This is a genomic window from Rhodovulum sp. PH10, from assembly GCF_000293785.1.
GTDB lineage: Bacteria > Pseudomonadota > Alphaproteobacteria > Rhizobiales > Xanthobacteraceae > Rhodoplanes.
Genome location: NZ_AKZI01000229.1, coordinates 1 through 1,160 on the forward strand (window position 1 = coordinate 1; position 1,160 = coordinate 1,160).

Genomic DNA, 1,160 nt, shown 5'->3' on the forward strand with positions numbered 1-1,160 from the left:
AAGAACGCGCTCTTCGCCGGCTCGGACGGTGGCGCCGAGCACTGGGCCGTCGTCGCCTCGCTGATCGAGACCTGCAAGCTGATCGGTATCGATCCGTACGTCTACCTCGCCGACGTCATCACCCGGATCGTCGACGGCCATCCCAATAGCCGCATCGACGACCTGCTGCCCTGGGCCTACGCCCCGCCGCAACCCCTCAAAGCCGTGGCCTGACCACGACGCTTACGAACCAAGGAAGTTGCCATGAGCTTTTCCCGACTCATGTTAGAGGTAAAAATCCTCCAACGCCTGCTGAAGCCCAACGACTTCCGGGCCGCTATAGGTGCTCTGGTCGCCACCGCACCTTCGATAGTTTCCCGCAAGAACCTGACTGCTTTCGATGAGCGGATGAGCCGCGACCTCGAAATTTGCTATAACGGCAAGTCGGTCGTGATACCCGCCGCAACGATTGATCGGCAGCTCGCTGGAACCGGGGACAACGCGAGCTTTGGCGTCGTAAGAGAGATGTTCGGCAGCGACGTCTATCTGCGCGGCATCAAACCGCTCCGTGACGTGACGGTCGTTCTCGACCTCGGCAGCAATCGAGGCTTCTTCTCCCTGCTAGCATATAAGCTGTGGGGGCCAAAAACGATCGTGGCCGTCGAGCCGACAAAACACTACAACGCGTCGTTCGCGATCATCGTTTCGTCGAACAGTATACCGGCGGATGCCGTGCAGCGGGTCAACTTGTTCATCGGTGCGACCAACGACGAGAAGACAATCACGATCGGCAAACTGATGGACGATCATGGCATCGGCCGCGCCGATTTCGTCAAGTGTGACATAGAGGGCAGTGAGTATGCCGCGTTCAGCGGCAATCCCGAGACCGTCAAACGTATCGCCAACCTGGCCATGGAACTGCATCCATGGTGCGGCCATAACAGCACGCTGGTCCGCTTCCTGACCTCTACTGGCATGACAGTCATGACGACCGACCAGAACGGCCACATCGTAGAACCGGACCGCGCCCTCTATCTGTATGCCTCCCGCGAGGGACAAATTAAACCCGTGTACTTCGCGGAAGGAGTCACGGCAAGAAGTCCTTTCAGCGTCGGCACACCCATGCGCTCTTAGAGTCTGTCCGGAGACATCATGCGGGATTACAGAGCTTTCGTAGCATG

The 1,160-nt window shown here is 58.6% G+C and carries 2 protein-coding genes; both read left to right on the top strand.

All coding sequences use genetic code 11. The annotated features are described in order from the left end of the window. On the top strand, positions 1 to 213 hold a 213-nt coding region (locus A33M_RS21725; RefSeq protein ID WP_040622623.1), incomplete at its 5' end, for a transposase domain-containing protein. Between the two features lie 30 nt (positions 214 to 243). After that, entirely contained in the window at positions 244 to 1,113 is an 870-nt protein-coding gene (locus tag A33M_RS21730; RefSeq protein WP_040622626.1) for an FkbM family methyltransferase, read from the top strand. Positions 1,114 to 1,160 lie beyond the last annotated feature (47 nt).

Bases quoted from the DNA above. Each gene is read 5' to 3' on its own strand.
- A33M_RS21730 (WP_040622626.1), top strand. From the start codon at position 244: ATGAGCTTTTCCCGACTCATGTTAGAGGTAAAAATCCTCCAACGCCTG.